Raw genomic sequence first — 23401 nt, 5'->3', positions numbered from 1 at the left:
CTATCCTTTCATCATGGTCACGTCGTCGACCTTGAGGGTGGACTTGTTCCTCACGAGGGCGACCAGGATACCGAGGGCGACGGCAACCTCCGCCGCGGTGATTGCGATGACGAAGATCGCGAAGATCTGCCCGCGGAAATCGTCGTAGTAATGCCCGAAAGCGATGAAGTTGATGTTGACGGAGTTGAGCAAAAGCTCCAGCGACATGAGCACCACCAGAATGTTGCGCCTGATCAGTACGCCCGCTGCTCCGATCACGAACAGGACCACTCCAAGCACAATATACCACGAGAGCGGAACCATCACTCGTGCTCCTTCCGCGCCAGCACGATGGCGCCGACCAGGGCCGCCAAAAGGATCACGGAGGCGATTTCAAACGGCAGGAGATAGTCTGCGAAAAGTGTCGTGCTGAGCTGCCTGATCTGATCGCCGCCGCGCATGGCGACAGGTTCGATGACCGAAAAGCGGTCGCTCCAGAGCACCAGCACCAGCATCTCGAGCCCAAGCACGACGACCAGCACCAGAGCCAACAGGTTGCCGCCCGGCAAGAACCGCTGCAACACCGCTTCGCGCACATCGATCATCATGATCACGAACAGGAACAGGACCATGATCGCGCCGACATAGACAAAGATCTGGATAACCGCGAGGAACGGCGCCTCGAGCAAGACGAAGATGGCCGAGATATTGAGGAAACACGCCATCAACGCCAATGCGCTGTGAACCGGATTCCGCGCCAGGACCACCGTCAGAGCGGTGACCACGGACACCGTAGCGAACAGAAGAAAGAACCCCTGATCCATCGACGCCGCCCCTCCGGCGCGAACTGTCACTCGGCGCGAGACGGCCGGCTATGAGATCGTGCCGCAACTTCAGATGCGTTCATAAATTGTGCCCTAGTATGAGCTTTTTCACAAGGTTATTGTCATCGGCGGAGCGATACCAGGCCAGCCTTCGCGGCCATTGACGGCGGCTTGGGCGAAGCGGGCCGGCAGGGGCAGGCTGGCATCAGAACCTGCAATCGCCAGCCGGCCATCGCGCACTGTCGCCTTCAGCAGGTTCATCGGCGGAGCGCCGCGCCGCCGGCGCCCTTCTCGCTACAGCGATTCTTGCTGGTCCCGCTGCCGCCGATAAGACCAAGATTGACTTCTGGTTCGGCAATTCCGGTGACATCGCAAAGGATCCCGACCCGGAACTCGATGCGATGCTCCGGAGGCACGCCGATATTGCGCTCGACCATCGCCGTCGGCACCTCGATCGCGCAGCGCACGGCGTCGACGGCGCTGCGAAACTCGATGAGGCTTCGATCGCCGGTGGGCTTGACGATACGGCCATTGTGCACGGCGATTGTCGGATCGACCAGGTCGCTGCGCAGGGTTCTCAGCCGCGCCAGGATGCGATCCTCGTCCGCACCGGCGAGACGGCTTTAGCCGACTACATCCGCGACCAGGATCGCCGCCAGTTTTCGCGTCACGCTCGTAGCCTCAGTTCCTCATCGGACCAAAATAGCACAGTGTGACCGGCAGCGGCGCTAATCTTCGTCTTTTAGAGAAAAGGCGAACACGTAATCGCCGTTGTCCTTGGAATATGGCGCTCCGCCAACCGAGATCACCACATATTGCTTGCCGGTTTTCGGCGAGACGTAGGTCATGGGCGTGGCGCTCGAGCCGACCGGTAGGGGATATTTCCAGAGCTCATCGCCGTTCTCGGCGTCGTAGGCGCGGATGTAATAATCCTGGAAGCCGGCAAAGAAGACGACGCCGCCGGCGGTCGCCGACGTGCCGGCATAACTCGGCAGGCCCATTGGCATCGGCAGATTGGTTTTGATCTTAAACGGCCCGAGCTGTTCGGCGGTCCCGGCCGGGACCTGCCATGCGATCTTGCGTGTGTTCAGATCCACGGCTGTGACGGTGCCGAAGGGCGGCTGCGTGCAGGGAACGCGGAGTCTCGAGGTCCACATTTCGGTGGCCATGCCGTAAGGCGTGCCGCGCTGCGGGGCGGAGGGGCCGTGAGCGGTCGTGGTTAGGGCAAAATCGACATACTCCCCGCGGGGAATGAGTGCGAAGAGGCTGGGCACGCGGATATCGTTCAGGAAGACCCGGTTGTTGGGCAGGTCGACCGACACGCTCCCCCAATTGAGGCCGCCAAGATTTCCCGGCTGCTGGATCGCATATTGCGGGCCGATCGGGGTGAAATCGCCGTCGTAGCGCATTTTTCGAAAGGCGATGCGGCATGCTAACTGATCGAACATCGTCAGTCCCCAAGCCGTCTGCTCCGTCACCCGTTCCGCACCGATCGTCGGCATGCCGACGGAATAGGGCTGCGTCGGAGACAGCTTCTCTTCCGGTGCGCCGCCTTCCTGCGGCACTGGTCTCTCCTGAACCTCGGCAAGGGGTACACCGCTCTGACGGTTGAGCAGGAAAAGCTGCCCGCGTTTGGTGGTCTGTAGGAGAGCCGGCACGGTGGCGCCATTGCCATCGGGCAGGTCGAGCAGAACCGGCTGGGCCGGCAGGTCATAGTCCCAGATATCGTGATGCACGGTCTGGAACTTCCATCTCTCCCGTCCCGTCGTGACATCGAGCGCCACCAAAGTGGCATTGTATTGATCGGCGAAAGCCGGGCGATTGACGCCGTAATAATCCGGGGTGGTATTGCCGAGCGGTGCATAGATGAGGCCGAGCTTGTCGTCGAATGCCGCAGTCGTCCACATGTTCGGCGTGGCCCGCGTATAGGTCTGGCCCTCCGGCGGGAGTTTGGTGATCTCGGGATTGCCGAGATCCCATGCCCATTCGAGTTCGCCGGTGACGACATTGAAGGCGCGGATGACGCCCGAGGGTTCTCCAACCTCCTGATTGTCGATGACCCAGCCTCCGACGACGATCAGATTACGGGCAATCAGCGGGGCCGATGTCTGGAAATAGTAACCTGACTTGACTTCACCCATGCCCTGGGAAAGCCGCACGGTGCCATTGTCTCCGAAGCCCTTGCAGAACGCGCCGGTCTTGCTGTCGATCTCCAGGAGGCGGGCATCGATCGTCGTCTGCACCAGACGCTCATTGCAAAGACCGTCGGCTGATTGGGCCTCCGATGGCATCTTGTAGTAACCGAGGCCGCGGCAGCGCTGCCAGTACGGCGCCGCCGCCTTCGGATCGAAGGTCCAGCGCGGTTTGCCCGTATCTGCGTCAAGCGCTGCGATCACGTCCGTCGGCGTGCAGGTGTAGATCGTGTCGCCGATCTGCAGCGGCGTGTTCTGGTCGGCGCCATCGCTTTTCCCGGTGCGATATGTCCAGGCAAGATCGAGCTTGGCAACATTGCCGCGGTTGATCTGATCGAATGGGGAGTAGCGATCCCCGGCCGTGCTGCGGCCATAGGATGTCCAGTCGGAGGGGGAGTTGTTGCCCTTGGCAGTCTTATAGGCGGGGATATCGGCGGAAGGGCGGATCAGCCCATGCGGCGTGAAAGCAAGGCTGAACCCCGCCGCGAGCAGGATCGCCGCAAGCAAAGTGCCGCCGTAAAAGAGCTTCCGGTTGGCGGTTGGCGACAGCGACGGCGCAAAGAGAAGTGCAAAGCCCGCCAGTGCGATGGGGGACATCAAACGCGCAAAGAGCGCCCAAAAATTGAAACCCGACTCCCATAGTGCCCAGGGAAGGGTGAGAGCTGCGACAAGCAGGACAATGAGGGCGCCAGACATCTGCCGGCGCCACAGCAGAAGCGCGGCAGCCAGATAGGCAACCCCGCCGATCGCGTAATAGGGCGAGCCACCGAGGCTGAGCAGCAGGGCGCCGCCTCCTATCAGGCCCAATCCGATAAAGGCGAGAACAATCAAAAACAGCCTGGCCAGAAATTTCATGGTTTCCTCATTTGAATTCGCTGCCCGATCGCCTGGTCCAACTCCAACCGTCGCATGACGCCGCGGAAAGTGCAGGGCGATTGGGTTGTGGTCAGTTGCCTCGTCTTCGGGAGAGGGGCGCTCTCTCCTTCAATTTTTCCTAATGTAGCTCTGGTCACTGACACGCGGTCCCGACCCGGCAATCATGCCGCCGCTGCGCTGCGGCGACAGCTTGCCAATCCAAATCGAGTCAATACTTCTGAAAGGGCCACAGATGTTTCTCGGCGAAAAGCTTGATCTAGCGAAAGGGCGACCGACAGGATTCGATTATATGCGATTACTGTTAGCTTTTTCAGTACTTTGGATACATACGGCCCGCGTCACATACGGCGATGACCTGTTTCTCTGGGAGTCGCCTTTCCGTCCTGTCATCAAATCAGTGCTGCCGATGTTCTTCGTCTTGAGCGGATTCCTAGTGGCTGGCAGTCTTGAACGGTCGAAGACATTGATCTCCTTTCTCGGCAACCGATTTATCCGGATCTACCCTGCCCTTGCGGTGGAGGTATTGCTGGCAGCCTTTATACTCGGAGCGATCTATACAGAGTATGACCTAAGTGACTATTTCACCGATCCTCAGTTCTTTACTTATCTGCTGAATGTCACAGGCCACATCCACTTCAATCTCCCCGGTGTATTCCTGGATAATCCCGACGCCGCAATGGTCAATGGGCAGCTCTGGACGGTGCCCTTCGAGCTTGAGTGCTATGCCGCGATCGCCGCCCTGTTTCTGCTCGGCGTGGTCAGGCGGCGGGTGATCGCCCTTATCGCAACGCCGGCTTTGATCATCAGCTTCGGTATCGCAAGGTATTGGAAACATGAGAGCGATTGGGCAACCATGCCCACGACCGCGTCGGGCAATCTGCTCATCTGCGCGTTTCTCATGGGGGTGACCTTCTATCTCTACAAGGACAAGGTTCTCTGGGATGTGAGAATTTTCCTTGCTTCGGCCACAATCATATTATGGGCCTATTGGTTCACTTCCTTTGGAGATTTCATTGCCATTCCGGCAATCGGATATGTCACGGTCTTCCTCGGCCTGACCTCGCCCCGCAAGCTTGGCATTCTCAGTGGGGCCGACTATTCCTATGGCGTTTTTCTCTACGGCTATCCCATTCAACAGGCGTTCGTAGCGCTCGGATCTTGGGCGCATAACTGGTGGTTGAACGGCATTGTCTGTAGCATCCTTGCGACCTGCTTTGCCGCCTTCTCGTGGAGATTCATCGAAAAGCCGGCGTTGAAATTGAGGAAACAAGTTACTTGGCTTGAAAATTTCAGCCTCCAGCGCGGCGCAAAACGGCAATTGGCCGCCGCAGTCTCGAAATAGCCTTATCGATGCAGGACATCAGCAGGGCTCGCCATTCACCGGCGAGCCCTGTTTCGTTGAACCGTGGTCGATTGTCGGGGGGGCTCATCACTCTGTCGTGGTAAGGAGGAGGCTTACTGCACATGATGACGTGCATTAATCTTGCTGCATGCCGTAAACATCTCTTGGTTTCGGACGATAGAGCGGCCCTGTCGGATGAATAGCCGAATATTCTGCGCTTGGTTCGGTCGGCTTACTGAGCGTGTTTTAGGAATATTTTTAACAATAATAGATAAAATACTTTAATCGAACTTCGCTTCGACTTTGAGCTTTTGCCATGTCATTGAGGCAGCCGGCGGTTTAAAGGAGATGTGAAGAGAGGAGCGGGTTAATGCTGAAGAGCGCGCTTGTCGTGGTTGCCATCTCCATCGCTGCTGGAGCGACCATTCGCGCCTGGGCCTTTGCAACCTTTGCATTTCTGCTGGTCGTTGCCTTGGGTGCTGTGATCCTGCTGAAAGGTTCCTCCTTCTCGGATGCGATCGCCTACTGCCTCCAAGCGCTTGTCTTGATGGAAGTGAGCTATCTGGCGGGTCTATTCGCCTACTCGTTGTGGGAGCATATGCGAAAGCGCCGGAAAAGGAACTCTGTTGCCGAGCGCGATCCTATGACCGGCAAGCGCCCCCACGGATAATGCTACGAGTATGAGGGAAAACCGAACGACCCTACAGGTCCGTCTTGGGCAGTAAAGCGTGCCTGGAAAGCAGGGCCGCCATAGTCTTTGCCATTATCATGAAATCCAACGTGAGTGTCCAATTGCGCAGATACTCGACGTCGAGGAAAACTCTATTCTGATAACTGGCGTGTTCGCTGATCTGCCAATGACCGGTCAGGCCAGGACGGACTGCGACGTAGGCATAGGCGTGTTCGCCGTAATGGGGCAGTTCCTCTTTGGCAATGGCGCGAGGCCCGACGAGGCTCATCTGCCCAAGCAGCACGTTGATCAGTTGCGGAAGCTTGTAGAGGCTCGATCGCGTCAGGATGTCACCGACGATAGCCGCATGCAGGCTGGGCGTTGCGTCTGATCGTGTCGTCCGAAACTTGAGGCAACCGAACTCTTTTCCCCTATAGCCGATAAGCCGATGGGATTTGAAAACGGCACCCCGATCGCTGAGCATTATAATGACTGCTCCCGACAGAAGGAGCGGCGACAGAAGAAATAAAAGAGATGCCGCAATGACAAAGTCTAACGCGCGCTTCAAAATTCTGCTGATTGCATGGGATTTTGACGAATTGAAGGGACGCCCTTCCTTCCGCACCCCGGTGCTACGCCGCCAAAGGTCAGCTGGGTTGATGCCCTGATTTTTTCCCGCCATCCGCGTCTCCGTTGGGCGAATCCCAGAAATACCATCCGAAGCTTGATTCAATACAAGTTTGACGTCTGTGACCGAGGTCATAATGGTGAATAAATTCTTTATTTCCCAAAGTTCTTCTTTTAAAGCTTTACGATACTGTTTGCTTTTGGGTATATAAACGAAATATTATTAATTAATTAAAGTGGACGATATTATTCTATAGACCCAATCTTTCGTTAAGTGATTGTCATAAATCGTATAAAAATCCGGTCGTGGCTTAAAATAATCGATGAGTTAGAATTAAATTTGCATTATATTGTATATTTATGTGAGCATTAGTCACTAGTTGTATATAAATCAAGATGAAGACTTTATATTATTATAATTTGACTATAAGAGATAACGAGACTGGTGCATGCGCGGCGCGAATAGGCGAAGCGGTTACTTCAGGGCCTGCAGATATCATATACGGCGGCCGTGGTGATCTGGATCACGAGTTCCCGTTTTGCCGTTCGAGTGTTCGATAGTTTCGACGGGGTGAGGTGATTGGCTGCGCCGGGGACGCCATCGACATGTTCGCCTGCGTCCAGCGCGGAATGGTGAGCGCAAGCACGCCGCTTGCCGATGGACAGGAGTTCATCGTGGAGATGATCCCAAAAGGCGGCTTGATCGGCGAATTGAAGGTGTTGCTCAAGCAATCCCTCAGCCTGGAATATCGCGCCTCATCGGACTGCGAACTGCATTACTTCGATGGTCGTTTGCTGCGGGATTTGTGTGCGAACGATCCGCAATTTCAGGTGAAGCTCCTGTCGAAGGCGCTGGCGCGTGTTTCCGAACTCGAACTGCGGATCATTTGCAACGCTGGATCGAACCTGAGGCAGAGATTGGCCCGGACGCTGCTGCGCCTTTCTGCCGTGTACAAAGTGGATGCACAACATAGCGGCGATGAGCTGATCATCTCCCAACATGACCTGGCGGCGACGCTGCCGGCGTCGCGCGAAAAGGTCAATCAATGCCTGCGGCGTTTGCGCGAAAGCAAAGTGGTCGACGGCATGCAGGGCAAAGTCCGTATTCTCAATCGGAAGGCGCTGGAAGCCTACGCCGATGGTGTGGCGTCCATTGCTTGAGGGCGCCTCGACGAATGCGGCAGCGAAAGCCTCGACAAAACCCGCCTCGGCGGGGCTTGTGTTTGACGGCGGTTGAAGCGGCTTCCCGATAATAGTGGTTAGACGTCGCTTTCGGAGGCATTCTTCCAGTATTTCCATCCTTCACCCTGAATAAGCCCGTGATCGGAGAGATCCTTCCAGCTGCGGTAGGTGCCCGTATCGTCGTAGACGAAATCATCCTTGTCCTTGCTCGAGGAATATACCGCATATTCCTCCGTGTGCTGGGAGCGGTGCGCGGCATCGGCAACCTTGTGAACGAAGGTCGACAGGAATTTGAAATGCAGAAGGGCGCCGGATACGCCGAGCGCTCCGCGCATGTCGCCCAAATTCAGGGAGAGCGGCCAGACCTGGTGCGATGATTTGAGAAAAAGACGTTCACCTTCGATATAGACGAGAGGGATCTTGTTGAGCGCGGGACCATCCCAGAGCCGGTCATGGAAATAGACCCGGCCGCGGACGCCGCCCTTGATCCATATCGTCCAGTTGCGTTCGTCGAAATGCGCGACATAGCCGGACCGGTCGAAGAGATTGCAGACCTCGAGCGGATTGCGGCCGGGTTCGCATATGTTTTCGAGAACGGGATGCCGGCTGTACATGTCGATCATCACCGAGCGCAGCGAATGACCGCCGGTGGAATCGATATAGGCGGTCAGTTGATCGATCGGTCGTGTGTCGCAATGCGGATAAACCAGGAACTCATCGGCGTCGACATAGAGGACCCATTTCTGCTGGCAGTGCCGGTTGATGACTTCGTTGATCCAGTCGTTTCCAAATCTCGCCGCCTTGTAGGATCCGTGAGCAGAAAGAAGGGAGACATCGTCGAAGCCGGACAGCAATTCGGCTGTGCCGTCTGTCGAGCCGTTGTCGATGCAGATGAAGTGCTCGAAGCCGAGATCGCGATAATACTGGAGGAAAAATGCCAGCCGGTGCCCTTCGTCGCGCATGACGCAAATGACGACGTGACGCGCCTGCTTGAGCCCGTTGCGCAGCAGGTCGTAGCGAACCTGCCGAGCCTTGAGCGAGCGGCGCAGGCGGGCTTTTGCGTAATGCGAGATACTGGTGGCGGAAGCCCTATAACTCATATTCTGTCCTGACCATTATCCATCCTGCAATGAATAGATGAATAGTTGCGCGTCCGCCTGCAACCCAAGGGTCGACCGCGATGCCGAGATCAGTCCCGCGGCTATTCACCCCCAGGCGGACCTCAATGCATCACACGGCGTAATCGCCAACCAGCAGGCTCTGGACCCGCGGATTGGGTCCGTTCGCCTCGATTGCGTGTTTGATGCGCGCCCGCATCGACCGGTACTTATACAGGGCCTTACGATCGAAGCTTATCCCGCGATACAGCGAGTTATAAATCGGATGTGCTTTGCGCAAGTCGACATAGACTTGGCTTTCCCGATCGGTCCAGGGAAAGAAGGTGCCATGCCAAGGCTTCGGATGCGCCATATAATGGACGATCGACAGGGCGGACATGTTGACCAGATGAAGGAACTGTTTAGGAAAGTTCCAGCGGTTCGATACGAGGATGAGCGATGACCCGCAGACATAATTCAATGCGCCCTGATCATGTTTGCCCTCGCAGGCCTCGGGATTTCTAGCAAAAAGCTCAAGCGCCTCCTGCCCGATCCAGCCTTTGCGGTGGAATTTCAAGACCCCCGCGTTGAAATAGTGGCTGTTCTTTCCGGTGTCGAGGAAGTCATGGATCGCCGTGTAATCGCGCGCCGCAAAAAACCTGCCCTCGGGCACAACCGCATTTTCGAGCCCGCCGAGATCGCTGACTATCTGCGTGTCGCCATCGAGGTAGATGATCTGGGTATAGTTGGCAGGCAGGATCTCGCACAGGACCAGCTTGGCCATGGTGCTGACGCTGATACGTCCCTGGAAGTGCGATCCATCGAGCTTGCCGAGCGAGTCCTGCAGCGCTTCGGTCGCATCGATCAAGTCGACCCCGCTCGTAGCCAGTAGGGCTTTGAGTTCGTCGAAATTATCGAGATGTTCCGACATGAGGACACAGACATCGGTCGCGGGGCTCGCGAATTTGCGAGCCTGCAGCGCTGAGAGAATTGTCGGAAATGAATATTCGACATCCGTGACGTAGACGACGCACTGATTGTTCATGTCTTCACCTTTCCGATCGTTTTTAACAGCACAGAATCGCTGTCGCCCTCCAAGTCGAGGGAACAGTTGTTGATTGAGCGGAAGGGGCTGTCGTATGAAAGCCCGGTCCGGTATATATTGCCGCGACACAGCCTCGGTCGTTGGCTGGTCGGCGTCCGGCTGCTGGCGGTTTTCGTGTGTTTCATTGTTGAGATATTCACCATGAAGAATGCCCTGCCTGCGACGACGCTGCGTTTGGATATCTTCTCCCCCGGCACGACAATGGGGGCCGGGGCGCATGTCGGGCCGCAGCGAGAAAAGGTATTTGAATGCTGATTACCGCGCTCATCGCCGCCGTGACTTCGATAGCTGCCGGTGCTTGCATCCGCGCTTGGGCTTTCGCAATCTTCGCATTGCTTGTGGCAATCGGCTTCGGCGGCGTGGCCTTCGTGGATGAGTCCTCCAGTGTAGCGGCGATCGGATCCGGTATCGCGATCCTCGTGCTGATGGAGATTGGCTATCTGTCGGGCGTCTTCCTGTCGGGTGTCCTGCGGCGCAATGCCAGACTGCGGCAGAGCAATTCCCCCGACAGTGTCTCTGCCGCCAGCGAGCGTCAGCAGAGCTGATATTGGGACGGAAGCAGCGGCATATCCCTCCCTGGATCGTGGTTTGGGATCGCTTGCGAACGGCAGCCTGATTTCACCGGGAATCCCTGGAGGGTGCGGCGTCGCCGAGCGGCCCCGAACCTGTGTTCGCCCGTGTCCGGCTGCGCCAGGCCGCCATTCGGCGCAATCGCGAAAGTCCCGAGCGGGCGTCATGGCGTTGAAAACATCGGCGCTCTCAAAGGAGATGCCGAAGCCTCTATAGGACGCCGGTTCGCAGGCGATGAGGGCGCCCGATGCCGCGGCACATAAGCTTCGGCCAGGCAGCCCGCGGCCAGCCCCGCCGAAGTGCTGAACAGTAAGCCGAGATCCGTGCCGCTTCCTGATATCGCTGCGGAGCCGATCTGTGCGATGGATGCCATTACGGCGGCGGTTCCGATCGCGTGGGTTTGCCGGTCGCCGGATTTGTGCCGGCCGGCTGCCCTCATCAGACTGTACACGAAGACGGCGAACAGCGCGGTGCCGGTCAATCCGACATTGGACAGCAACGCCGCGATGAAGCTGGAAGCTCGAACCGTGCCCAGTCCGGCGCCGAAAGTGGCGGTATCGACAAATGCGATCAATGCCAGGGTGTTCCAGGCGGTGCGCTCTTCGCCGGACTGCGATTGCAGTTTGTCCGATACGGTGGTGGTCAGGAGACCGGCGATGGAATTCCACGCATCGGGGACAAGGCTGAGCGCGGTGATGGCGCAGGGGATGAAAAACAGCGTGATCGCAAGGAAAGTCACGTGCGGGGTCGTGGCGGAACCGCCGATCAGTCGTTTCAGGCAGAACAACACGAACATGCAGACAAGAAAGACGCCCGCGACATAGGCGGTTGTCGAGGTGCAAAGCACGATGGTCGGGCCGATCAGAAGAGTTGCCAACCCAGCCATGCGGCTTTGGACGCGCTCCAGCCATAACATGAGTGTGAAGGCGAAATAGGCCAATGCAACGGCGCCATAAGCACTTGCTTCGGGAAAGGGGCCGACGATGCGCTTGAAACCGTGGATAGTCTCGGCCGTGTGCATCGTATAATTCGCATTCCTGATGATATCGAGCAGCTGGGCCTGGCCGATCTGGAACGTTGCGAGGTCGATCAGCGCGAAGGCAAAACACGCTATCGATGCGACGATCAGCTGCCGCGCGATGAACCGGCCATATCCCAACCGGGCAAGTCCGGCGACGACGGCGAAGCAGGCGAGGTCGCCGAGAAGATAGACGGACTGGCTGATATTGGATGAACCCGGAGCCAGTGGAGCCGCTACCGTCGACATCATCCCCGAGGGGTCTCTGGCGGAGGAGTAAACGAGGGTCGCGCCGGCAAAAATACGGGGCAGGAAGAAGGACGACACCACGGAGAACAGGATGTAGCAGGCAAACCAGAAGCCGGGGCCGGGATAGGCGATGCTGGCGAGCGTCGCTTGCATCTGAACCGGGCGCAGCAAGACCGTCATGACCAGAAAGAGCACCAGAAGATGGCTCGGCTGGATGCTGCTGCCGCCGAGCGCCGGCAACTGCAGAGCCGCTGCGGCACCGAGCAGCGTCGAAAGGCAAAGGGCGGTGACGGCAAAACGCGCGCCGTTCAGCATGCTGAGCGCGCCAAGCAGCAGAACCACGAAACCGATCGGATCTATCGACATGCTTCAGATCCCAAGCAGAAGAATGAGCGGCCGAGGCCTGGCATTTGCCGAAAAGTCGCATCCAGCTTTCGGCAGGATGTGCGAGGCGAAAGCCCGCCGGCTGTCGTCGATGATCACAATCGCCTCCTAATTCGATCCGGTCTGGGATATCCAGCCGGGAGCGGAGCGATTGTCTCGGGCCACATCGGATGACGGGACCGTCAAGCTCTGTTTCTGCGGTGCTGTCTGCGGCGATGAGGATGGCGCTTGAGGGGCCGTGTCCAGACCGACCTCGACGAGGTCATGCGGTAGCAATGCGGTTTGCTCGTCCGCCACGATGTCGTGGGAGGTTCCGTCATCATTGCGACGCACGATCCTGTAGTTCTTTTTTGCCCGGCCGAGCCCCGGCGCGTCCGTGTTGATCTGGGCGAGCTGAGCGTCGTAGCCGGCCTGTTCGCCGAGGAGCTGGGCTACCTGGATATCGATCGCCGCCCTGCCGATCGCGAGATTGACCTGGTTCAGCAGGTCTTGGTTTTCGCTGTTCTGCCTGTTGACGATGTTGATCTTGGAACGGTCGGCTTCGCTGAGGCCTTGGCGAGCCGTGGTCAGGGCGACTTCGAGATCGATCAAGGTGCCTTGCGCATCCGCCACCCAGCGGTCGACAGAGACCTGGCGGGAATTGCTGACGAGGCCTTTGCTCACCAGGCTGTTGACATTGTCCAGTTCCTTCTGGGCAAGGTCGATCTGCCGTTTTTGCGAACTGATCTTGGCCGTGAGCGATTCGACCTGTTGGCCATAGAGGCGGGTCAGGTCATTCGCCGCTTCGATCCGGCTGTCGATATCGACGCGCCGCAACCGCATTAGGTTCAATTCCTGTGCCTTCAACTTGTCGACGTCGGGCGTTCCCACCAGTTCGTCGGGGATCTCGAAACTCTGTTGGCCGGCGATCTCGGCGCGCAGCCGCGCCTGTCGCATCAGGAGATCGCGCCGGTTGATAACGGCCGTCCGGTAGGCGCCGGCAGCCTGGATCCGGTCGCGCTCGAAATAGGTGTTGTCCTCGCGTTCTCTGAGGAAGCCGCCGGCGATGCTGACGGCCTTCATCACCGTCATGTTGGGTTCAAACGGATAGCGGCCGGGGGTTTGCACGGTTCCGGTCACGAAAATCGGTGCGTGCTCGGCAATCTCCAGGGCGATATACGGCTTGCCCGGAAGTGCGGATTTTTCGGCCAGCGCGCTGGCAATGGCATCGGCAAGCTGCTCGGTCGTCTTTCCATTCGCCTGCAGGTGGCCAGCGATCGGGATCGACAGGTTGCCGGCATCGTCGATGGTATAGACGCCATCGAGGGCCTCCCAGCTGGCATAGCGGGAATCCGACGACCGCCATTCGACGACGCGCAGCCTGACCTTGTCTTCCGGCACGAGAGTGAATGTTTGCGCATGGGCGACGCTCCAGCCGGTCAGGCAGGCGAATGGCAGCAAGGCGAGTGTCGCGGAAACGAGTCGATGGAACAGGGATGCTGGCTGCATTGGTCTATCTCCGCTCCGTTGCGATCGACGGTGAGGGCATTTCGTGCGGCGAGGAAGTGCCGAATTCGAGAATGCGGGACGGAGAGGCACGACCGACGACAAGATCGGTCAGCGCCAGCAAATTGCCGTTCAAACGTCCCCACCGATCGATCAGCCGGTCCTTCAACAGGACGCCCAACATATTAGCCAGGATATTGCGGCCGATCTGCGCGATTGCACGGCCTTTCGACATCGTGCCCTTGCGGATCAGGTAGACAGGATTGGCGACCTGCGAATAGCCGAGCCTTCGGCCGGGCTGGCGTCCGGATCTGACGCCGAGATGCACGCCGCGGGCGCCTTCGACATAGACGGACCGGCCGTGGCGGGCGACGGACCTGCTGAAATCGACATCTTCGAGCCAGCCGTAAAGCGGCAACTGCTCGTCGAAGGTCAGGGCGTGCTCGACGACGGGCGCAAGGCGAACCGCCATGTTGCATCCATAGGCGTTATAGACATCCGCCACGTGCTCGGCGCCTTGGCTTGCCGTATAGAGAACCTCCAAGGCCTTCGCCATGCTGAGGCCCCCGTCGAGCACGCCGTCGGCAAGCACCTCGCCGGTGGCGATTGCCACGTCCGGCTTTGTTGCAAAGACGGCCGCCATGCGCGATAGGAAAGTCGCGGCGGGAATGAAGTCGTCATCGAGGAAGATCAGAACGTCCGTATCAGCCGCGGCGGCCTGGATGATCCTATTGCGCTGGGCGGTCAGGCCGCGGCTGCCGACGATGACGTCCACGTCGCGGCGGTCGGCAAGCCCGGCCGCATCCTCGATGACGGGCACGCAGACGATGAGCCGTTCCGCCTGGTCCGGCAGGCCGGTGAGATAATCGATGGTCTCCCGCAATATCGAAGGGCGACCCGCCGAGGCGATCCCCAAGGCAATTCGCAATGGACGGCCCTGTCCTGCTGTTCCTGTCGAAGGGGAGATCATGACTCTATTCTCTTCGGTGCATGGTTGATGACCGCGCCGAGGATCTCGGCGCCGACATTGCGCATGGTCTCGATAACGCGCACGGTATCGTCGATCGAAGTACGCCCATGCGAGGTGACGACGAGGACGCCATCCAGCTCCGGCGCGATCGCATTGGCGTCGGGGGAAGTCGAGAAGGCGGAAATATCGACGAATATGGCGTCGAATTCCTTTTTCAGGTCGGCGAAGCTCAACTGCGTGCGGCGGGAACTTAGACGAACGGCCGGCGTCACGGCTTCTACCTTCCCGAGTGGAAGGAATTTCAGGGTCGGGGTGAGGGGCAACGCCGCCGTCTGGATCAGTTCGCCATTGTCGAGAACATCGACGAGACCTTTGGAACTATGAGGCGCGATCAATTTGCTGAGTGAGGAATTCTGCGCTGCCGCATCGATGAGCAGCGTCTGCGCCCCTGACTTCGACGACAGCACCGCCAGTTGGCATGCAATGGTCGATGTCCCGCTGCCCGTATCGACGGCGACGATTCCGATGACGACGCGGCGTTTGCGCCGAAGGCCGACGACGGTTGCGCTCAATTCCGCCATGCCGGGAATAACTGGATAGGCGGCCGTATTCATGCTGCCCGCGTCGGCGGCGAGGACGCCGGCTGAGTGCCCATTCCGGTTCTGCTTCGATCTTGCCAGCACGGTGACGATGGACACTCCGCCGGCATCCGCGATCTGCTGAGGACGGACGATCCGGCGGTCGCTGGCGTGCCTTACCATGGCGAGCGCCAGGCCGACGCCAAGGCCGACCGCCCCGGCAAAGGCAAAGATGAGCGTGCTGCGCGGCCTCGCCTTTGAAAGAGGTAGCGTGGCCCGTGAGACGATCGTGGCGTCGGATACGGGGTAGGTTATGCGCTGCTTGGCTTCGGTAAGCTGGGTCAGCGTGCTTTCATAAAGGGCGCGGCGGGCATCGGTCGCGCTCTGCAGCTCCGCAAGCTTGAACTGGTCGCGCGGGTTGCTGTTGAATGTGTTCAGGGCGCTGGAGGCATCGGCGAGCCCACGCTGTTGCTCCCTCACGAATTTCTCCAGCCAGTCGCTGTATTGGCGGGAGGAATCGGCCTTCATTGCGATATTCTTCTGGATATATTGCCTGGCGAGCGTATCAGCGATGGCGACGGCCTTCTGAGGGGTCGACGCTGCAGCTGATATCTCGATGATCGTGGAATTCCCGATCCGGCGTAAGGCCATCATGTTCTGTAGGGTGGCGATTGCCAGGTCGTGGAGCTGTTCCTGCTCCGTCCGCGGTCTGGATGGGGTATCACTCGCTCTCATGCCTGCCGCTTCCTGCCCCGTATCCATTTGAGCAGAAATTCTCAGAAGCCAGTCCTTCGACTTGTCCAGAAGCGAAGGTTTCCAATCGACAAAGTCGGGATCGCTATCAAGGTCGAGCGCTCTTACCGTTCCGTCGACGACATCGCTTGATCTGGCAATCTCCAGCTGCCCTTCGATGAATGCATCTTCCGCGAAGGCTCTTTGAGCTTCGGAGCTGTTCACCTGGGGGAAGATGACAAGTTGCGTGCTGGCAACATAAGTCGGCGCGGCGGTGAGAAGGTAGCTGCCGGCGATAACAAGGAAGGCAAAGGTCGTGGCCAGGATCCATAGCCAGCGCATTTTAAGAAAAAACAGCATGTCCCGCAGGGTCAGCGGCGAGTTCCCGCCAGCGGCTGCGGCGGCAGGCAGGGATATCGGGGAAACACCGCTGAAGATTGTGCTTGAGGTCATGTCGTCCTAATCCAAACTGGCGAGATTACGGAGTTACGAGATACTGGCAGCCTGGAGGGGACGAAGGGGGCGTGTCTTCCGACGGACATGTTCGGCAGCTTTCTCCTTCGATACTCAGTACGAGCCACGCTGCGAAAACAGAGCTGGGATCGTCTTGGCGATGATGATCAAGTCCCGGCCGAGCGACCAGTTATTGAGGTAGTGAACGTCGAGGGAAACCCGGTGTTCATAGCTGACATCGTTGCGCCCGCTGGTCTGCCAGTGACCGGTCAGTCCAGGACGGACGGCCATGTAGGCCCAGATGTGCTCGCCGTAGCGCGGCAATTCTTCGGCGGTGATCGGCCGCGGTCCGACCAGGCTCATTTCGCCACGCAGCACATTGAACAACTGGGGGAGCTCGTCGAGGCTCGACCGTCGCAGAATGTCGCCGACGGCGGTGATCCTCGGATCATCCTTCAGCTTGCGCGTCGCTTCCCATTCGCTGCGCGCAGCCGCGCTGTTTTGCAGCAATTCGGACAGCTGCGCGCTCGCATCGGTCTTCATCGTGCGAAACTTGAGGCATCCGAACGGCGCTCCGCCGAAGCCGATGCGCGTATGGGAATAGAAGACTGGGCCGCGGTCGGAGAATTTCACGATCATTGCGACGAGCAGCAGAAGCGGGGAAAGCAGGACCAGGGCGGTGATCGCCAACTGAAGGTCGAGTGCGCGCTTGACCGATCTGCCCGCTGTACGAGGCCGGGACGCATAGAGGTCGCCGTCTTTCGCAGACCGTTCGACACGCGACCATGCCTCGAAACTATGTGCATCCCATGCCATTGGGGGTCTCCAAAAACTTCCGATTAACAACCGTTCGAAATTTGCTGCGCCGCACTCTTGTTGTCTGTTACCAAAGTCATAATCCTTAATAAATACTTTATGCTAGGAAACCGCAGAAGAGAGACCCGATCGTGGCATCTGGCAAACTATTTTGATTCTAAATCAGGATATAGACTACCAAATCGTGGTTATGGCGCGTAGATACATCTATATTTGTGATATCGTCATTCGGATTAATGGTATTTTTTAATCATCAAGACTTGTCGATGAGCGTAAATTTCAATCAGATGCGCTTTATTTGATCTTCTCGAGGTTCTTAACGCGATATATTGATGTATTTTTGTTTTTTCGACTAATTGTAATCTCAATATGTACGTTGATTATTGGAGATGTAATTTGACTTGGATATTAAGGTAATATAAATGGTGCGGTGCAGCATTTTTGTCGTTATTCGAGTATTGGAGTTATGCGCATGGACGGGGTGACACACGCATCAGATCGCAGGGCCGGCATCGGTAAGCCGACGATATCGGCCAGCGGCGGCAGTCATCTCGGCAGCCGCATCGTGCTTGACGATGAATTTCTTTCCTGCCGGTCGAGCGTCCGGCGTTTCCGGCGCGGCGAGGTCATTGCCGGGGCCGGCGTCCTTATCGATATGTTCGCGCGCGTGCATTCCGGGGTGGTTAACGCAAGTACGATGCTGCCCGACGGCAGGGAATTCATTGTCGAGATCATTCCGAAATCAGGCCTGATCGGCGAGCTCGAGGTTCTGCGCAGGCAGACGGTAAGCCTCGAATACCGAGCCGGCTCCAACTGCGAGCTGCATTTCTTCGAAGGTCGCCTGTTGCGCAACAAATACGCCAGTGATGCCTCCTTCCGCGAAAAGGTTTTTTCCAGGGCGCTGGCGCGTATTTCGGAGCTTGAACTCCGGATCATTTCGAATGCGGCGTCGAGCCTGCAGTCGAGGCTAGCCAGCACACTGCTGAGGCTTTCGGCTGTTTATGGAAAAGACGTTGTAAACAGCGGGGACGAACTGATCATCTCCCAAAATGACCTGGCCGCGACGCTGCCGGCGTCGCGCGAGAAGGTCAATCAATCCCTTCGGCGCCTGCGGGAAGGCAAGATCATCGACGGGGGGCAGGGCAAGATCCGCATTCTCAACCGCAAGGCGCTTGAAGCCTGTGCCAACGGCGCGGTTTTGGTGAAGTAATGCGCCCGTCGCTTTCCGAGGGCCTTCGATCCACCGCAAGCATTGGCCGCCTTCCCGGCCCACGCACGGCAAAGATCGATCGCGTGGTCGTGATTGACGACTATTCGGTGGCCAAAGGCGGTGCGACAGCCCTGGCGGTACTGTCTGCCAAGCTTTTTCGCGGGCTCGACATCCCGGTGACCTATATCAGCGGGGATGATGCGGCCAATGCGGAGCTTGTCGCGCTCGGGATCTCGATGTTCGGGCTGAACAGCCGCGACCTGCTCAGCGCCGAGCGTGCGAAGGCATTCGTCACCGGCATTCACAACGGCGCTGCCGTCCGCATGGCGGCGAACTGGATTGCCGAAAAAGATACCGTCAACACCGTCTACCATGTGCATGGCTGGCACCAGATCCTGTCTCCCGCGATTTTCAAGGCACTGGCGCCGGTCGCCGGACGGTGCGTGGTTCACGCTCATGATTTCTTCACGGCCTGCCCCAATGGCGCCTTCTTCGACTATCAGTCGCAGGAAATCTGCCTACGACGCCCGCTTGGCGGAGGCTGCATTGCGACGGCTTGCGACAAGAGAAGTTATTCGCACAAATTGTGGCGGGTTGCCCGCGGCTCGAATATCCTTCGGCTGCTGAAGGGTCAGGCTGAATTCGGCCGGATCATCCTGCTGCATGAGAAGATGGCGAGTTTTCTGGTCGGCGCCGGCTATCGGCCAGAACGGCTGACGACGATCCGCAATCCCGTCGCTCCACTCTCCATCAACCGCATCGAAGCGGAAGCCAACGACGAGTTCGTGTTCATCGGACGGCTGGACGAGGAGAAAGGCGTTGAGGATGCCGTCGCCGCCACGCGCCGAGCCGGTGTCAGGCTCTGCGTGATCGGCGACGGGCCGCTGATGCCGCGGGTCGCAGCGTCGGGAGATCATGTCAGGGCAGTCGGCTGGCAGTCGCATGCGGAGATAGGGCCGATCATCCGCAAGGCGCGTGCGCTGTTGATGCCCTCGCGCTATCCCGAGCCGTTCGGTCTCGTCGCTATCGAAGCGGCAAGAAGCGGTCTGCCCGTCATCATGTCGCGGAGCGCCTTTCTCGCCGAAGAAATGGAAAGAGCCGGCATGGCACTTGCCTGCGACACCGCCGATGAAAGTGCCTTTGCCGATACTTTGACGCGGTTCAGTCAAATGCCCGCGCAAGAGGTCCGCGCCATGAGCGAGCTGGCCTTCCGGCTGTCGCCGGATCTCGCCACGACACACGAGGAATGGCGCGATGCGCTTCTTGCCGAATATTACAGCCTGATTTCGACGAATGCGGTTTCCGAGCCGGCAGACGGTGTGGCGATACAAGGAGTATTCAGTTGACCCTTAAAGCAGCGACCTCCCTTCCCGACGCGAGGCTGTTTTTGACCGATGCGCCTGTTATGGCGAAAAGACGCGTCACCGAGGCCGGAACCTCAAAAGAGAGCGGGCAACTTCGTGTCGCCATCGTACATTACTGGCTCGTTTCGATGCGCGGCGGCGAGAAGGTTCTGGAAGAGCTGTGCCGGATGTTCCCGCAGGCCGACATCTTCACCCTCGTCTGCAACCGGGATCGCATCAGCGATTTTCTGAAGACGCGCAACATTCGCACGTCCTTCCTGCAGAAGATCCCCGGCGCTCAGCGACACTACACCAAGATGCTGCCGCTGATGCCCTTTGCGCTTGAGCAGTTCGATCTGCAGGATTACGACCTTGTGCTGTCGAGCGAATCCGGCCCCGCCAAAGGCATCATCACACGCGCCGACGCCCTCCATGTCTGCTACTGCCATTCGCCGATGCGCTACATCTGGGATCAGTTCCATGTCTATCGCCATGGCCTGCCCTGGGTGGGACGTGCCCTGATGTCAATTACCGCGCCCGTGCTGCGCGCCTGGGACGTGACGACGTCCTCACGCGTCGATGTGTTCGTCGCCAACTCCGAATATGTCGCAAGCCGCATCCGACGGTTCTACGATCGGGACGCCGTCGTTATCCATCCGCCGGTTGCGACCGACGATTTTGCCGTGGGCAAGGGGAAAGGCGAATTCTACCTCTATGCGGGACAGCTAACCACCTACAAGCGGCCGGATATCGCCGTGCGCGCCTGCACCGAGGCCGGCCGGAAACTGGTGGTGATCGGCGAGGGCGAACAACTCCCTTACCTGAAGTCGATCGCCGGGCCGACCGTTCAGTTTCTCGGCCATCAGCCTTTCAACGTGCTGCGCGATCACCTGTCGCGATGCAGGGCCTTGTTGTTTCCGGGCACGGAGGATTTCGGCATCCTGCCGGTTGAAGCGATGGCATCAGGGCGGCCGGTTTTGGCCTTCGATGCGGGCGGCGCCCGGGAAACCGTATCCGCGCCGCAGGTCGGCTTTCGCTTCGCTGAGCAGACGACGGAAGCCCTTTTGGAAACGATGGCAGCATTCGAAGAGGTCGAGGACGATATCGATCCGCATGCAATCCGCGCGCATTCGCTGAAATTCTCCTCGGCCGTATTCCGCGATCGCCTGTCCGGTCTCATTGAGCAACAACTGTCCAGCCACAGAGACGGAGCAGCCGGCGTCTTCAGAAGACGGCCGGGTTGAGGGGGAAAGAACGCAGCAGCCCGCCTTGCAGCCCCGACCGCCGTCTCAACCCCTCGACGAGAAATAGATAAACCGATCATGTCAAGCGTATCTCAGAGGACGGCGACCGCGAGCATCTGGACGATCAGTGGAAAATTCCTCGCGCGGATGCTCGATTTCGTCAGCCTCCTTGTCCTGGCAAGGCTGCTGAGTCCTGCCGATTTCGGCCTGGTCGCCATCGCGACGTCGGTCCTGGTTATCGTCGAGGCAATCCTGGACCTGCCGTTGACCCAGGCGCTGATGCGTCAATCGTCGCCTTCGGACGAGATGTTCGCCACGGCCTTCACCCTCAGCCTGCTGAGAGGGCTGGCCATCAGCCTGCTGATGATGATCATCTCCTGGCCAATGGCGCTGGTCTACAACGATCCTCGGCTTTTCGCCCTTGTCGCCGTTCTCGCGATCGCGCCTGCGATGCGCAGCGTGGTCAGCCCGCGCATGGTTCTTTTCATGCAGCGGTTCGATTTCAAACGTGAGTTCGCGCTCGACCTCATCGCCAAGGGATCGACGTTGCTGTTCGGAGTGGGGGTAGCTGTGGCAACAGGCAGCTATTGGGGGCTGGTGATCGGAGCGGTCGCCGGCCCGACCGCGGCGATGATCACCTCCTATGTTCTTGCGCCGATGCGACCGACGTTCAGCCTTTCCGAATGGAAGCATTTTCAGGACATGATCAGCTGGAATACGGTGTCGCAGGTGTTGAGTTCGATCAACTGGCAACTGGACCGGCTGCTTCTGCCGCGTTTTACCGGCCTGTCGACGTTCGGCGCCTTCAGCGTCGCCGACAATATCGCCGGTATTCCGTATCAAACCTTCGTCGGACCGTTGCTGCGCCCGCTGATGGCGGCCTTCTCCACGGTCGAATATCGCCGCAACCTGATCGCCGCCTATCTGAAGGCGACGAATGCGATCACCTTCGTCGCAGCACCCATTCTCATTGCACTTGCCCTTCTCGCCGAGCCGACCGTGCGCATCCTCGTCGGCGAGAAATGGGCATCGGCCGCGCCAATTCTGCAGTGGCTGTGCCTTGTCAGCCTGCTTGGTCTTCCGACAAACATGATGCCGCCATTGGCGATGGTCATGAACAATACCCGTTATGTCGCTCTCAGGATGTTTGTCGAGTTCGCCGTCAGGGTACCGGTCACCATTCTGGGCATCGGCTATTTTCAGGTGGCGGGGGCACTCGGCGCGCGGATCGTGGCAGTCCTCGTCGCCTATGGCGCATCGCTTGTCATCACACGGCGGCTGATCGGCGCAAGTTTTGCCACGCAACTGAATTCCTTTATCCGTCCGCTGGCCGCGAGCCTGCCGATGATCGCCTTCCTGCTCTGGGTGGGGCCGATGCTCGTCGCCATGCCTGTCGGCGTCACTCTTGTCGTCTGCGTCGCGCTTTGCGGCGGGGTGGCAGCGGGCATTTTCTGGGTTGGCGCGCTACTGCTGTGGCACATGGTCGGAAGGCCCGACGGCATTGAGGCCATCGTCGTTCAAAGGCTGATGCCGCGACGGAACGAGGTTCTCACCTCATGATCGGGGCAAATGCCCCCGACGATTTGGTTGAAGCGTTTTCAAGGGAATAACAATGCGTTACGGGATATCTGCCAAGTGGCTCGGTCTGCTCGTCGTACTCGGTCTAGGCGCGCTGCCCGGCCAGCCCAGCGTGGCCCAGGAACCGCTCAATATTGATGCATACCAGCTGACATTCGACGAGAGTTTCGACAGCCTCGACGTTTCGCCCTGGGGAGAGAAAAGCTCCCGCTGGATCGCTCATACGCCCTGGAACGGCGATTTCGGTGATGCCCGTTTCACTGATCCGGCTCCCGGCTTTCCGTTTACCACCGATCAGGGAATTCTGAAGATCGAAGCACGCAAGGAGGCCGATGGCACCTGGCGTTCAGGCTTGCTGTCGTCAGTGAACCCGAAGGGCGAAGGTTTCTCGCAGCAGTTCGGCTATTTCGAAGCACGGATGAAGCTGCCGCCGGGCAAGGGCGTCTGGCCGGCCTTCTGGCTCATCGGGCTCGACCGGTCGAAATACACAGCCGAGATCGACGTGCTGGAATATTACGGCCGCGCGCCTTACGAATTCAGCATGGGTTTTCATATCTGGCGTCAGAGCCAAGGCGGCCAGAACTCGACCGGCGGCTATTGGAAAACGGTCGAGGACGGAATTCTAAACAGCGAGTATCATACCTACGGCGTCGATATCCAAGCCGACAGGACGACCTTCTATTTGGATCGGCAATACCTTTGGAGCTTCGAAACCCCGAAGGAGTTCCACATGCCGTTCTATCCGCTGGTCAATCTGGCGCTCGGCTCGGGATGGCCGATCGATGAAACGCCGAATCCTTCCATTCTGCTCGTCGACTATATCCATGTTTACAAGCGAAAGCCCGCCGACGCGGCGAATTGAACGAGGAGCTCAGGG

General features: G+C 58.6%; 19 protein-coding genes and 4 pseudogenes. 10 read left to right on the top strand and 13 right to left on the bottom strand.

The annotated features are described in order from the left end of the window. The 3 genes and pseudogenes from nuoK to N2597_RS16150 form a co-directional block, all read right to left on the bottom strand. Positions 1-303 carry an NADH-quinone oxidoreductase subunit NuoK gene (gene nuoK / locus N2597_RS16160; RefSeq protein WP_038690941.1) on the bottom strand — a complete coding sequence of 101 codons (303 nt, stop codon included), beginning with the start codon at positions 301-303 and terminating at the stop codon, positions 1-3. Continuing rightward, positions 303-803 (bottom strand): NADH-quinone oxidoreductase subunit J, encoded by a 501-nt coding sequence (locus N2597_RS16155; protein ID WP_096763816.1) that lies wholly within the window; start codon positions 801-803, stop codon positions 303-305. The genes nuoK and N2597_RS16155 overlap by 1 nt, the downstream gene beginning before the upstream one ends. Before the next feature lie 129 nt (positions 804-932). Then, positions 933-1076: pseudogene (locus N2597_RS16150) on the bottom strand (sugar ABC transporter ATP-binding protein); the annotation flags it as partial. Here N2597_RS16150 and N2597_RS33735 point away from each other — a divergent pair. Beyond that, positions 1043-1225: pseudogene (locus N2597_RS33735) on the top strand (hypothetical protein); the annotation flags it as partial. The pseudogenes N2597_RS16150 and N2597_RS33735 sit on opposite strands and share 34 nt — an antisense overlap. Here N2597_RS33735 and N2597_RS16145 read toward each other — a convergent pair. Together N2597_RS16145 and N2597_RS16140 are read right to left on the bottom strand one after the other, a co-directional pair. After that, positions 1168-1474, bottom strand: a pseudogene (locus N2597_RS16145) (nucleotidyl cyclase domain-containing protein); the annotation flags it as partial. The pseudogenes N2597_RS33735 and N2597_RS16145 sit on opposite strands and share 58 nt — an antisense overlap. Positions 1475-1531: 57 nt before the next feature. After that, positions 1532-3850: a membrane-bound PQQ-dependent dehydrogenase, glucose/quinate/shikimate family gene (locus N2597_RS16140; RefSeq protein WP_077994895.1), complete on the bottom strand. Its 2319-nt coding sequence runs from the start codon at positions 3848-3850 to the stop codon at positions 1532-1534. 253 nt (positions 3851-4103) lie between these two features. Between N2597_RS16140 and N2597_RS16135 the strand changes: the two genes are divergently transcribed. Together N2597_RS16135 and N2597_RS16130 are read left to right on the top strand one after the other, a co-directional pair. Then, positions 4104-5213, top strand: a complete 1110-nt coding sequence (locus N2597_RS16135; RefSeq protein ID WP_077994907.1) for an acyltransferase family protein — start codon at positions 4104-4106, stop codon at positions 5211-5213. Between the two features lie 370 nt (positions 5214-5583). Further along, positions 5584-5883, top strand: a complete 300-nt coding sequence (locus N2597_RS16130) for a hypothetical protein (RefSeq protein WP_009996210.1) — start codon at positions 5584-5586, stop codon at positions 5881-5883. Positions 5884-5914: 31 nt separating this feature from the next. Here N2597_RS16130 and N2597_RS16125 read toward each other — a convergent pair whose 3' ends face one another. Continuing rightward, complete coding sequence (locus N2597_RS16125; RefSeq protein WP_183598501.1) at positions 5915-6565, bottom strand: sugar transferase; 651 nt, start codon at positions 6563-6565, stop codon at positions 5915-5917. A gap of 341 nt (positions 6566-6906) precedes the next feature. Here N2597_RS16125 and N2597_RS16120 point away from each other — a divergent pair. Beyond that, positions 6907-7671 (top strand): annotated as a pseudogene (locus N2597_RS16120) (Crp/Fnr family transcriptional regulator). A 98-nt stretch (positions 7672-7769) separates the two neighbouring features. Here N2597_RS16120 and N2597_RS16115 read toward each other — a convergent pair. Further along, a complete protein-coding gene (locus tag N2597_RS16115; RefSeq protein WP_077994894.1) occupies positions 7770-8792 on the bottom strand; it encodes a glycosyltransferase family 2 protein in 1023 nt (340 codons plus the stop codon). A 130-nt stretch (positions 8793-8922) separates the two neighbouring features. Next, the gene (locus tag N2597_RS16110; protein ID WP_077994893.1) at positions 8923-9834 is read right to left on the bottom strand and encodes a glycosyltransferase family 8 protein; all 912 of its coding nucleotides are present in this window, start codon (positions 9832-9834) and stop codon (positions 8923-8925) included. A gap of 308 nt (positions 9835-10142) precedes the next feature. Between N2597_RS16110 and N2597_RS16105 the strand changes: the two genes are divergently transcribed. Further along, entirely contained in the window at positions 10143-10439 is a 297-nt protein-coding gene (locus N2597_RS16105; RefSeq protein ID WP_183598499.1) for a hypothetical protein, read from the top strand. 188 nt (positions 10440-10627) lie between these two features. Here N2597_RS16105 and N2597_RS16100 read toward each other — a convergent pair whose 3' ends face one another. The 5 genes from N2597_RS16100 to N2597_RS16080 all read right to left on the bottom strand — a co-directional run bounded on the left by N2597_RS16100 (position 10628) and on the right by N2597_RS16080 (position 17149). Next, positions 10628-12097, bottom strand: a complete 1470-nt coding sequence (locus tag N2597_RS16100; RefSeq protein WP_096763813.1) for a hypothetical protein — start codon at positions 12095-12097, stop codon at positions 10628-10630. A 126-nt stretch (positions 12098-12223) separates the two neighbouring features. Next, positions 12224-13603, bottom strand: coding sequence for a polysaccharide biosynthesis/export family protein (locus tag N2597_RS16095; RefSeq protein ID WP_096763812.1), 1380 nt, complete (start codon positions 13601-13603; stop codon positions 12224-12226). A 4-nt stretch (positions 13604-13607) separates the two neighbouring features. Further along, positions 13608-14570, bottom strand: a complete 963-nt coding sequence (locus tag N2597_RS16090; RefSeq protein WP_183598497.1) for a glycosyltransferase family 2 protein — start codon at positions 14568-14570, stop codon at positions 13608-13610. Then, positions 14567-16333, bottom strand: a complete 1767-nt coding sequence (locus N2597_RS16085) for a GumC family protein (RefSeq protein ID WP_096763810.1) — start codon at positions 16331-16333, stop codon at positions 14567-14569. Before N2597_RS16085 ends, N2597_RS16090 begins: the two co-directional genes overlap by 4 nt. Positions 16334-16447: 114 nt before the next feature. Next, positions 16448-17149 (bottom strand): sugar transferase, encoded by a 702-nt coding sequence (locus N2597_RS16080; protein ID WP_009995030.1) that lies wholly within the window; start codon positions 17147-17149, stop codon positions 16448-16450. A gap of 466 nt (positions 17150-17615) precedes the next feature. Here N2597_RS16080 and N2597_RS16075 point away from each other — a divergent pair, with 466 nt between their 5' ends. From N2597_RS16075 to N2597_RS16055, 5 genes are all read left to right on the top strand, one after another. After that, the gene (locus N2597_RS16075; protein ID WP_406549671.1) at positions 17616-18359 is read left to right on the top strand and encodes a Crp/Fnr family transcriptional regulator; all 744 of its coding nucleotides are present in this window, start codon (positions 17616-17618) and stop codon (positions 18357-18359) included. Continuing rightward, positions 18359-19705, top strand: a complete 1347-nt coding sequence (locus N2597_RS16070; RefSeq protein ID WP_077994886.1) for a glycosyltransferase family 4 protein — start codon at positions 18359-18361, stop codon at positions 19703-19705. The genes N2597_RS16075 and N2597_RS16070 overlap by 1 nt, the downstream gene beginning before the upstream one ends. Further along, positions 19702-20946, top strand: coding sequence for a glycosyltransferase family 4 protein (locus N2597_RS16065; RefSeq protein WP_077994885.1), 1245 nt, complete (start codon positions 19702-19704; stop codon positions 20944-20946). The genes N2597_RS16070 and N2597_RS16065 overlap by 4 nt, the downstream gene beginning before the upstream one ends. A 78-nt stretch (positions 20947-21024) precedes the next feature. Continuing rightward, on the top strand, positions 21025-22506 hold the full coding sequence (locus N2597_RS16060) for a lipopolysaccharide biosynthesis protein (RefSeq protein ID WP_183598493.1): 1482 nt from the start codon (positions 21025-21027) through the stop codon (positions 22504-22506). 52 nt (positions 22507-22558) lie between these two features. After that, entirely contained in the window at positions 22559-23386 is an 828-nt protein-coding gene (locus tag N2597_RS16055; RefSeq protein WP_077994883.1) for a glycoside hydrolase family 16 protein, read from the top strand. The last annotated feature ends 15 nt before the right edge of the window (positions 23387-23401 follow it).

Origin of the sequence: Rhizobium sophoriradicis, assembly GCF_025200795.1 — a bacterium.
Classification (GTDB): domain Bacteria; phylum Pseudomonadota; class Alphaproteobacteria; order Rhizobiales; family Rhizobiaceae; genus Rhizobium; species Rhizobium sophoriradicis.
Note: the sequence above shows the minus strand (reverse complement) of the source record. Positions and strands in the feature narration are given on the sequence as shown.

What these genes read in the sequence shown, in the direction of transcription:
- N2597_RS16115 (WP_077994894.1), bottom strand. Translation starts at nt 8,792, where the DNA reads ATGAGTTATAGGGCTTCCGCCACCAGTATCTCGCATTACGCAAAAGCC.
- N2597_RS16125 (WP_183598501.1), bottom strand. Translation starts at nt 6,565, where the DNA reads ATGGCGGGAAAAAATCAGGGCATCAACCCAGCTGACCTTTGGCGGCGT.
- N2597_RS16135 (WP_077994907.1), top strand. Translation starts at nt 4,104, where the DNA reads ATGTTTCTCGGCGAAAAGCTTGATCTAGCGAAAGGGCGACCGACAGGA.
- N2597_RS16055 (WP_077994883.1), top strand. Translation starts at nt 22,559, where the DNA reads ATGCGTTACGGGATATCTGCCAAGTGGCTCGGTCTGCTCGTCGTACTC.
- N2597_RS16075 (WP_406549671.1), top strand. Translation starts at nt 17,616, where the DNA reads ATGCGCATGGACGGGGTGACACACGCATCAGATCGCAGGGCCGGCATC.
- N2597_RS16140 (WP_077994895.1), bottom strand. Translation starts at nt 3,850, where the DNA reads ATGAAATTTCTGGCCAGGCTGTTTTTGATTGTTCTCGCCTTTATCGGA.
- N2597_RS16060 (WP_183598493.1), top strand. Translation starts at nt 21,025, where the DNA reads ATGTCAAGCGTATCTCAGAGGACGGCGACCGCGAGCATCTGGACGATC.
- N2597_RS16105 (WP_183598499.1), top strand. Translation starts at nt 10,143, where the DNA reads ATGCTGATTACCGCGCTCATCGCCGCCGTGACTTCGATAGCTGCCGGT.
- N2597_RS16070 (WP_077994886.1), top strand. Translation starts at nt 18,359, where the DNA reads ATGCGCCCGTCGCTTTCCGAGGGCCTTCGATCCACCGCAAGCATTGGC.
- N2597_RS16080 (WP_009995030.1), bottom strand. Translation starts at nt 17,149, where the DNA reads ATGGCATGGGATGCACATAGTTTCGAGGCATGGTCGCGTGTCGAACGG.
- nuoK (WP_038690941.1), bottom strand. Translation starts at nt 303, where the DNA reads ATGGTTCCGCTCTCGTGGTATATTGTGCTTGGAGTGGTCCTGTTCGTG.
- N2597_RS16095 (WP_096763812.1), bottom strand. Translation starts at nt 13,603, where the DNA reads ATGCAGCCAGCATCCCTGTTCCATCGACTCGTTTCCGCGACACTCGCC.
- N2597_RS16100 (WP_096763813.1), bottom strand. Translation starts at nt 12,097, where the DNA reads ATGTCGATAGATCCGATCGGTTTCGTGGTTCTGCTGCTTGGCGCGCTC.
- N2597_RS16155 (WP_096763816.1), bottom strand. Translation starts at nt 803, where the DNA reads ATGGATCAGGGGTTCTTTCTTCTGTTCGCTACGGTGTCCGTGGTCACC.
- N2597_RS16085 (WP_096763810.1), bottom strand. Translation starts at nt 16,333, where the DNA reads ATGACCTCAAGCACAATCTTCAGCGGTGTTTCCCCGATATCCCTGCCT.
- N2597_RS16090 (WP_183598497.1), bottom strand. Translation starts at nt 14,570, where the DNA reads ATGATCTCCCCTTCGACAGGAACAGCAGGACAGGGCCGTCCATTGCGA.
- N2597_RS16130 (WP_009996210.1), top strand. Translation starts at nt 5,584, where the DNA reads ATGCTGAAGAGCGCGCTTGTCGTGGTTGCCATCTCCATCGCTGCTGGA.
- N2597_RS16110 (WP_077994893.1), bottom strand. Translation starts at nt 9,834, where the DNA reads ATGAACAATCAGTGCGTCGTCTACGTCACGGATGTCGAATATTCATTT.